Origin of the sequence: Leptolyngbya sp. FACHB-711, from assembly GCF_014695615.1 — a bacterium.
Taxonomy (GTDB): domain Bacteria; phylum Cyanobacteriota; class Cyanobacteriia; order Elainellales; family Elainellaceae; genus Leptolyngbya_A.
Window position 1 is genome coordinate 1 of the sequence record NZ_JACJOR010000545.1, and the last position, 9582, is coordinate 9582.

At 50.2% G+C, this 9582-nt stretch carries 8 protein-coding genes; 6 read left to right on the plus strand and 2 right to left on the minus strand.

The window, feature by feature from the left end:
- The 6 genes from H6F80_RS27190 to H6F80_RS27215 form a co-directional block, all read left to right on the plus strand.
- Positions 1-707: PhzF family protein (locus H6F80_RS27190; protein WP_190794646.1), on the plus strand; the 707-nt coding region annotated here is incomplete at its 5' end.
- Positions 708-902: 195 nt separating this feature from the next.
- Positions 903-1376: a GNAT family N-acetyltransferase gene (locus tag H6F80_RS27195; RefSeq protein WP_190794647.1), complete on the plus strand. Its 474-nt coding sequence runs from the start codon at positions 903-905 to the stop codon at positions 1374-1376.
- A gap of 237 nt (positions 1377-1613) precedes the next feature.
- Positions 1614-2285, plus strand: coding sequence for a VOC family protein (locus H6F80_RS27200; protein ID WP_190794648.1), 672 nt, complete (start codon positions 1614-1616; stop codon positions 2283-2285).
- A 251-nt stretch (positions 2286-2536) separates the two neighbouring features.
- Positions 2537-3307, plus strand: coding sequence for a carbonic anhydrase (locus H6F80_RS27205; RefSeq protein WP_190794649.1), 771 nt, complete (start codon positions 2537-2539; stop codon positions 3305-3307).
- Positions 3308-3822: 515 nt separating this feature from the next.
- A complete protein-coding gene (locus tag H6F80_RS27210; RefSeq protein WP_347277935.1) occupies positions 3823-5136 on the plus strand; it encodes a C1 family peptidase in 1314 nt (437 codons plus the stop codon).
- 23 nt (positions 5137-5159) lie between these two features.
- The gene (locus H6F80_RS27215) at positions 5160-5642 is read left to right on the plus strand and encodes a cupin domain-containing protein (protein WP_190794650.1); all 483 of its coding nucleotides are present in this window, start codon (positions 5160-5162) and stop codon (positions 5640-5642) included.
- 85 nt (positions 5643-5727) lie between these two features.
- Here the strand turns inward: H6F80_RS27215 and dxs are convergent, their stop codons facing one another.
- Complete coding sequence (gene dxs / locus H6F80_RS27220) at positions 5728-7638, minus strand: 1-deoxy-D-xylulose-5-phosphate synthase (RefSeq protein WP_190794651.1); 1911 nt, start codon at positions 7636-7638, stop codon at positions 5728-5730.
- 105 nt (positions 7639-7743) lie between these two features.
- Positions 7744-9510 (minus strand): RluA family pseudouridine synthase, encoded by a 1767-nt coding sequence (locus tag H6F80_RS27225; RefSeq protein WP_190794652.1) that lies wholly within the window; start codon positions 9508-9510, stop codon positions 7744-7746.
- Positions 9511-9582: the final 72 nt, after the last annotated feature.

A 9582-nucleotide genomic window follows, 5' to 3' on the forward strand; every position in this document is an offset into this window, starting at 1 on the left:
AACAGTGGCTACCTGATGATGTTATGCAGCGAATAGCAATGGAGAATTTTGTTGCTGAGACAGCATTCTTCATTCAGTTAGATAAGGGCTTTGAGATACGTTGGTTTACACCAGAAATTGAAATGGATTGGTGCGGACATGCAACATTGGCAACAGCACACGTCATAGCAAGGCATCTCAATTTCTCACGACCTTTCATCCAGTTTCGATCGAAAAGTGGAGAGCTTACAGTGGCAGTTGAGGAGAAGTTACTAACCTTAAATTTTCCTTCTCGTAAACCTGAACCGAGGGAAGCTCCACAAGTAATTTTGGATGCGCTTCAGCATAAGCCTGTAGAGATTTTGAAGTCTAGAGACTATATGCTTGTGTTTGAAGATGAAGAAGTGATTCGACATCTAGAACCCGATCAAAGCCTTCTTAACCAAATCAATCTTGACCCCGGTGGTGTCATTGTGACAGCCAAAGGAGAAGGGGTAGATTTTGTATCACGTTTTTTCACACCGCAGGCGAGTATTTTTGAAGATCCCGTAACAGGGTCTGCTCATTGCTCGTTGATTCCCTATTGGAGTGAGAAACTTGGTAAGGATTCTATGGTTGCCTTGCAATTATCATCGAGAGTTGGAAAACTGTTTTGCAAAGATGTAGGTGAAAGAGTTTTAATCTCAGGAGAAGCAATAACGTATCTGGAAGGGCATATTATAATCTGACTATCTTGGAAAATACTCTTAGCAACGGACAGCATAACAATTCGCTTGGAGTGGATTGACGAGAGGTCTTAGTGCATTGCTCAGATTGTTTGCAACCGCTGACCAGAACCGTTCGGCTGCTGCGCACGGCCTGGCTGCACCAGAAAACTCAGTGTGTAACATGCGGAAGGACTTGATGAACTGCAAATCCCTTCCATGTCTATTGGGCTATTTGAAATGACATTTTCCATTCGAGAACTTGGCCCAAACGATTTGGCAACGGCACAGCAGCTTTTCGAGATGTGGCGGCAAGAGGACAACGTGACCAAACCGCCGCCTTCGTCTGAAACTCTGCTGCGCTTGCTGTCACGCCCCGATTTTCACGCCGTTGCTGCGTTGCGCGAGGATGAAGCCATCGGCGGACTGACAGCTTATGAGTTGGAGATGTATACCGAAGCGGCTACGGAATTGTTCGTCTACGAGGTCGGCGTTGCCACCGCGCATCGGCGGCAGGGCGTGGGGCGTGCCTTGATTGAGTTCGCCAGAAATCTATGTCGTTCGCGCAGCCTGAGCGCACTCTATATTCCTGCAATGGCCGATGACGCTCGTGCTGTTGCGTTTTATCAAGCGACCGGCCTCAAGCGCGAAGATGTTGCGTGGTTCATACAGGAGTTCGAAGACAACTTATGAAACTTCACTCTAAACATCGGCAAAAGACATTGCTGAACTCACCAACAGCTGCCGAACAACAGTGCTGCACCGGAACGTAGCAATATACTCGGTTAAGTTGCAAAGGTTATTTGCGGCGGGTGAGCAGGGTCGTTAGGTGGCTTCAGTTATTGGTGTTGACGGTACTTGGAGTTTGTTGATTAGACTCATTAAACTTGAGAAGCTGAGTAAGCTTATCCTTAAAGTAGCTTTGAAACTATGGCGTTTGAATTTGACCATCTCTTTATCTGTACTGATATTGGTGCTGACGAAGCTGATCGTTTAGTATCATTTGGTTTAGTGGAGGGGGCATCTAATACACATCCTGGGCAAGGAACAGCCAATCGCCGTTTCTTCTTCCACAACGCATTGTTGGAATTGTTGTGGGTTCATGATACAGAAGAGGCGAAATCAGAGCCAATTCGCCCTACTCGTCTTTGGGAGCGATGGACAAATCGGAAGGATGGCACATGTCCATTTGGAGTTTGTTTGCGTTCAGGAACAAGTGATGGTGACACCGCTGCATTTTCCAGTTGGGCATATCGTCCACCTTATCTGCCTGAAACACTAAGTATTGCGGTGGGTACAAATAGTGATGTGCTAACAGAGCCAATGCTCTTTCAAACTCCATTTGGTAAACGTCCAGACCAATACCCGGCTGAAGAAGCACAGCCTCTAAAGCATCATGTTGGTTTGCGCGAAATAACTCGTGTAGAGTTGGTCAGTCCTACCGCAGATAATCCGTCACCAGAATATCAAACGGTGATCGACACCAATCAGGTCAGGGTACGATTAGGAGCAGAATATTGCGTAGAGCTTGGTTTTGATGAGGAAGTGCAGGGGCATCAAATAGATTTTCGCCCTGGATTGCCACTTATCATAAGTTGGTAGCCGTAACCCGCCATCTAACAATCCGCTTGCACACCGACCGTTTAGATATGATTGGTTGAGTTCGAGAAGTTACTGGTGGCGGGTGAAGCGGGTCGTTAGCCTGCGTGTCCCTTCAGAACTTTCGCTTGAGTTTAAAGATTTACTTCAACAGCAGTTTTTGTGTCACCTGTACAGAGAAGATTCAATTTAAGAATGAGCTTTAAACGATTTGCGCTTGTTCTAAAAATGCTTTCGTTGTTCAAGACACAATTATGAAACAATCCTCCAATCAACAAAGGCTTTCAAGAAGAAATCTTCTTCAATTTAGTGCAGGACTGATTGGTACAGGTTCGCTAACAGCTTGGTTGGGAACGGGCGCATTAGCCCAAGCTGCCGAAGATCAGTCATCCCGTACTAAGCAAGCCCAATCTGTTAATGCTGATCCTGGGAGTGCCCATTCCCAAAGTACTTTGACTCCTGATCAGGCGCTAGCGCAACTTATGGAAGGAAACCAGCGATTTGTTCAAAGAAGGCGGCTCAATCCTAATCAAGATGCTGCCCGCCTAGCTGAAGTTGCGTCACGGCAAGCACCCTTTGCCGCTATTTTGAGTTGTGCAGACTCACGAGTAGTGCCAGAGATTGTCTTTGATCAGGGAATTGGAGATCTCTTTGTAGTTCGTGTTGCTGGTAATATTGCTATCACTGAAGACATTGCTAGTGAAGAGTATGCGGTTGGTGTCTTGAGAACACCCCTACTGATGGTTCTGGGACATGAGCGATGTGGTGCCGTGGCAGCGGCTCTGGAAGGGGGAGAATTGCCAGGTGTCATTGAATCACTGGTATTTGCAATTCGACCAGCAGTTCAAGCTTCGGAGGGGAAATCGGGCGATCGCCTTACAAACGCAATCAAGTCAAATGTGAGCTTACAGGTACAGCGGCTGCAAAACTCTTCTGTAATTGCTTCAGCCGTACAAGAAGGTAAACTCAAAGTTGTGGGTGCCTACTATGACCTGGATACAGGCGAAATCAGTTTAGTCAACTAGGACGCACAGAGGTAACTATTGCTGCAAATTGCGGTTGCAGCTAACAACCCGCTTGAACCCGACCGTTGAGGGCTAATCTATAAAGTGTTCAAGCTATCTACGGCGGGTTAAGCAGAACGTTAGAGAAGTCTTTGTTTCTGGTTGTGGCAAAACAGGCGTTGCTGAATTGAAGGATGAAGACACAACTTGAGACCCTGCATCGCCCCCTAAATCCCCCAATGCTGGAGGACTTTGAGGATCAGTTTCCCCCAATTTTGGGGGGCTAGGGGGGCTAATCATACTCCAATTCAGCAACGTCGTGGCAAAACACAAAAGGTGTTTGTCAACGTGCAAGACTAAATTGCGGGAAGAGTGCGTCGTCTGATGCTTGGGGTAGGGCTTCAGTTCCCGCTCATTTTAGAGCGATCGGTTCAGATAGGTTTTTAAACTAGAACTGTGGCTTGTGTGATCCTGCGGAAATTGAACAGGTTTATTACGATCACTAACTTTCGCAAACAAACCTTCACAAACAAATCGTGAGCCATGTTACCCGTCCGGGCATTTTAGCGTTAGTAGAAATACTCAATGCTGAAGAAGGAGCCGCGAGGATGGTGCTGAGTTCACTGCAGAATCGGAAATATCGCATCGGGGGTTATCGTCCTGGGCGGAAGCCAGAGAATACGAAATATCATCACAGCGATCGCTTTCAGGCGGATCAGCTTCCCCGCAAAGTCGATCTGCGAAAGCACATGACCGAAGTGGAAGAGCAGGTCGGCAATAGCTGCGTTGCCAATGCCTTTGTCGGTGCATATGAATATCTTGCCAAACGGGATCTGGGCGAAGCGGGCAATGTCAGCCGTCTTTTTGTCTACTACAATGCACGGGCACGAGAAGGCTATGAAAACGACGATTGCGGCTCACAAATGTATTGTGCGATCGATAGTCTGATTGAATACGGGGCTTGCTGCGAAGACATTTGGGCAAATGATGAATCGCTAATCTGCGAAGAACCCGATACAAATGCCTACGAACACGCTGCAAACTTCAAAATTACAGAAGCAGAGTTTATCGAAACTGATTTAGATCTCTGGCGGCATACCTTAGCAGAAGGATATCCGATCGCGTTTGCGTTAAACACCTTTGAGTCATTTGATGATGCCACCCAAAATCGGGGTCGCGTTCCCATGCCCAAGCGATTGGATAACGTGCGGGAAACGCATGGATGGCACGCGATGCTATGTGTTGGCTATTCTGACAAAGATCGAATGTTTATTGTGCGAAACTCCTGGGGCGTAGCGTGGGGCGATCGAGGCTATTGCTACATTCCCTATGACTATGTGATGCACCTGGATTACAACGGTCACGACTCCTGGATTATTAAAGCCGTAAACGATCTCGATTTTAGTGTGGATGTTTGGGAAGAAGGAGACTCTGTTTTTGCAGATGAAGGATCACTCCTCCTCTACGATTTTTACATTCGCACCACCAATCCTGAAGGCTTTATTGAGGAGCTTGACGCATTGTGCCAAAACTATGTTGAAACCGAAGAAGATTACTACTTCGATTACGAAGAGGAAGAAACCGAAGAGGAATACATCGTTCACGTCAATAGCTTTGATTTGACGATCGATGACCCAGATGAATTTCTTGAGGAGTTAGACACTCTCTGCGAAAATTACGCGAGCGATGAGGACTATGGCTACTACATAGAGTCAGACGCAAGCGAAGAAGAGGAGGAATACAGCGAGGAAGAGTCAGACGCAAGCGAAGAAGAGGAGGAATACAGCGAGGAAGAAGAGGAATACAATGAGGAAGAGGAGGAATACAGCGAGGAAGAGTACGAAGAGTAGAGACCCAGAGAGGAAGACATTTTATGACACTGCAAAAAAATTCATCTTCTAATCATTCTGATACCGATTACCCTGAAGGGGGAACTGCTTCGCATCGCCAATCTGCTGGCAAGCCAACCGAAATCGTTACCGTACGCCCTGATGCTGAAACCCTGACCCGTCAACGATTGCCCTACTTTATCGGCATCTCTGAAACCACAGCAGGCGCAAAGGGAATCTCGATGAACCTGGTAATCATTCCCCCAGGGGGTTCAGCAGAACCGCATTTACACCGTGACTATGAGACAGCGATTTATCTGATTAAAGGTCGCGTTGAAACTCGCTATGGTCAGGGACTCAAACAAACAGTTATCAACGAAGCAGGTGATTTTATTTTCATCCCTCCGGGCGTTCCCCATCAGCCTCATAACCTGAGTGACACTGAACCTGCTCACGCGCTGGTTGCTCGAAACGATCCTAATGAGCAGGAAAACGTTGTTCTCTACAACCCAGCTTCAGAGCGTTAAAGCAAAGACGCAAAATTAAGGAAACGCTGAATTACTTCAGACAACCACCCCAACTCTGCGTCTCTGATTTTTGTGAATCGTACTTTTAGCTTGCAGTCTCACTCAGTACTGCTGAGGGAGCCATCAGCTTGAGAATGCGATCGGCAATCTGGGGTGAAGTCAGACCTAGATCGGTGAGGGATTCATCCGGTGTAGCATGGTCTACCAGCATATCGGGAACACCCAGGCGCGTCACGGGAACCATGACCTCGTGGTCGAGCAGCGATTCAGCAACCGCAGAGCCAAAGCCGCCCATAATGCAGCCTTCTTCCAGGGTTACGACGTGCTTCATTTGACGGGCGATCGGCACAATCAGTTCGGTATCGAGCGGTTTAGCAAATCGGGCGTTGATGACCGTGGCTTCGATGCCGTGTTCACCCAAAATTTCCGCCGCCTGCATTGCCGGGTAGACCATCGAGCCGTAGCCCAGCAGCAGCACATCGTCCCCGGTTCGCAGAATTTCTGCTTTACCAATCGGCAGCGATTCCCAGCCTTCCTCCATTAGAGGCACGCCAAAGCCATTGCCGCGTGGATAGCGCATTGCGATCGGACCGTCAGTGTACTCCACGCCCGTCACAATCATCCGCTGAAGCTCGGCTTCGTCTTTGGGAGCCATCAGCACCATGTTGGGGATGCAGCGCAGGTAGGCAATGTCATACATTCCCTGGTGGGTGGGACCATCTGCCCCGACCACGCCCGATCGATCCAGGCAGAAAAAGACGGGCAGATTTTGGATGCAGACATCGTGGATGATCTGATCGTAGGCGCGTTGCAGGAACGTGGAGTAGATTGCCACGACCGGACGCATTCCTTCACAAGCCATCCCCGCTGCCAGAGTAACGGCGTGCTGCTCGGCAATGCCCACATCAACGTATTGCTTCGGCAATTTTTGCTGGAGTTTGTCCAGCCCGGTTCCGGTTGCCATCGCTGCGGTAATGCCAACAATGCGCGGGTTGTTCTGCGCCAGCGTAGTGAGCGTATGGGCAAACACCTTCGAGTAGCTAGGCGGTTTTGGTTTGCTGGCGGGGTGGGGTTTTCCGGTTGCCAGGTTAAAGGGCGTTTGGGCATGGTAGCCGACCTGATCTTGCTCGGCGATCGCATAACCCTTCCCTTTCGTCGTTGCGACATGAACCAGAACGGGACCGCCGTGCTGATGCGCCAGCTCAAACGTGGTAATTAGCTCTTCCAGGTTATGACCGTCGATCGGTCCCATGTAGGTAAAGCCCAGTTCCTCGAACACTGCGCCCACTTTGGAAACCGCCAGCCGCTTCATACCTTCCTTCAGGCGAGACAGTTCCGGTTTGAAGGAACCGCTAAACGGCAGATGCTTGAACTGCTCCTCCAGGTTGTCCGTAAGGAACTGCATCGGCGGGCTGAGCCGCATTTTGTTGAGATAGCGCGAAATCGCTCCCACGTTGGGCGAGATCGACATCTCGTTGTCGTTTAAGACCACCAGCAGATTCGTCTTCGGCAGATGTCCGGCATGGTTGATTGCCTCCAGAGCCATACCGCCCGTCAGCGCACCGTCGCCAATCACCGCTGCCACTTTGTAGTTGTCGCCCTGCATATCCCGCGCCAAAGCCATTCCCAATGCTGCCGAAATGCTGGTCGAAGCGTGACCTGCGCCAAAGTGGTCGAACTGATTTTCGCTGCGCTTCAGATAGCCCGCCACGCCGTTTTTTTGCCGCAGCGTATGAAACTCGTTGTAGCGACCTGTGATCAGCTTGTGAGGATACGCTTGATGCCCCACATCCCAGAGCACCTTGTCGCGATCGAGATCCAGTGTTTGATATAGTCCGATTGTCAGCTCGACGACTCCCAGCCCCGGCCCCAAGTGTCCCCCACTGGTTGCCACGGTTTCCAGGTGCTTTTCGCGAATCTGTCGAGCGATTTGCTTAAGCTGATGAATCGATAAACCATGCAACTGGTTGGGGTGGGTAAGTTCGCTCAGATGCATATCAAGTGAATACCTTCCAGGCTATAAAATGGGCTATTGAATATTGTCACTCTAATCCGAATCGGGACCCGGTTTCGCAATTCTCATCCTGCCAAGTAGGAATTCTTAAAATGGCAAAGCTGCCATGACTTGCAGCCAGCGTCCTGATCGCGGATGCTGAATTTGCAATGTCCTGGCGTGGAGGAGAAGCCGTTCGTCCCCATCATTCCTACCATAGAGCCTATCGCCCATAATTGGCAGATCTAGCCCAATCGCCAGGTGTACCCTTAACTGATGAGTTCGCCCGGTCAGGGGAAGCAGTTCGACCCGCGTTTGATCATTGGATCGCTCCATAACGCGAAACTGAGTCAAACTCGGCTTGCCCCGCTCCCAGTTCACTTTTTGGTAGGGTCGATCGTCGGGGTCGCTCCATAGCGGTAAATCGATCGTCCCTTCCGTCTGAGTCAGCACCCCGTCCAGAATCGCTTCGTATGTCTTCTGCACCCGTCGCTGCTCGAACTGCAAACTCAACGCCCGATAACTCTCCCGATCCTTCGCCAGGAGCAAGACCCCGGATGTATCCTGGTCTAGCCGATGCACTGCCCACAGTTTCCCCCCATCCCCCCCTCTCGCGATCAATTGGGTTAGTACACTATCTTGTCGATCGCCATACCGTCCGGGAACGGAGAGTAGCCCCGCGGGTTTGTCGATCGCAATGAGATACTCGTCTTCGTAGAGGATGGTTAGAGGGTGTTGGAGGAGTGGGAGAGATCCTGCATTGCCCCCTAAATTCCCCAGAATTGGGGGACTTTGAGCTGTGAGAACAGTCTTTTGCAAAAGGAATGCCTGCGGCTCGGTTTCTCCCAAGGTTGAGGAACTAGGGGGGCGAATCCCTGGTTGAACTGACTGTGACAACCCTGACAGCAAAAATCCCATGATCGGCTGACATCGCTCTGCACAGGCTCCGTAGAACTGTCCCTGCACTTTGTCGCCATCGGCAGAGGGTTCGCCCCACCAGAATTCGGCTAGGGCGATCGGCTTTAGGTCATGGGTCGCGGCATAATGCAGCAGTTTGGGAGCGCAGCAGTCTCCGGTTCCGGTGGGAAGATAGCCCTGGGACATCAGGGAGTTGAGTGAAACGGTTTTCCCGGCGAAGTTGGTCAAATAATATGCGGTGTAGAGCTGGGCTTGCAGGTTGCGCGATCGATCTTTGCGCTGTCGTTTGAGTTCTGCAATTCGGGCATCGGCGCGGTCGATGATTTGCTTCAACGGCTGAAGCTCTGCGTCGCGCTGCTGTTTTAGATAGTGGCGATCGCTTTTGTCGCGGCGGCTTTCGTTATCCAGCGTTTCAAGTGCCTGGGCTAATTCGTTATCTGCAAGAGTCGCTTGCAAAATTTCACGCTTTGATTGTCTTGCCTGCTTGCGCTGCTGCTGTTCTGTGGTGAGGTTTGCGAATCGCTGCTGCCAGATTTGCGATCGATCCTGGTACTCCTGCCGCTCCGGGATTTCTTGCAGGGCGATTAACGCTTGCTTGATTGCCTGAAGCTGTGACAGCGTTTCTGCTTCACGAAATGCCACTGAATCGCGTCCCGGAATTGGGGGAACCCAACCTGCGATCGTGCTTTTGCCATTGAGCAATCCTGAGAAAGCTTTCAGAACTGCCCTTTCTCCAGTTGGCGTTTCCACCAGCAGCACGCCGTACATTTTGCCTGCTTGATGTTCGGACTGGCTCAACTGCTGCATTAGTCCTTGGGCGATCGACTCTACCCATTCCGTTCGCGGAAGCTGCAATAACTTTCCCGTACGGGGACAGTGCCCCCTGTACCAATAGGACGGCGAGCGATCGTCTGATAAATCGGTGAAGTGGGTCAATGAGCCGATCGGATGAAGCATTGTGGAGAGGAAATTTGAGAAGTGGTTAGTCAGTGCTGGAGCTTTTGGAGATCCCCCCTACTACTTTTGTTT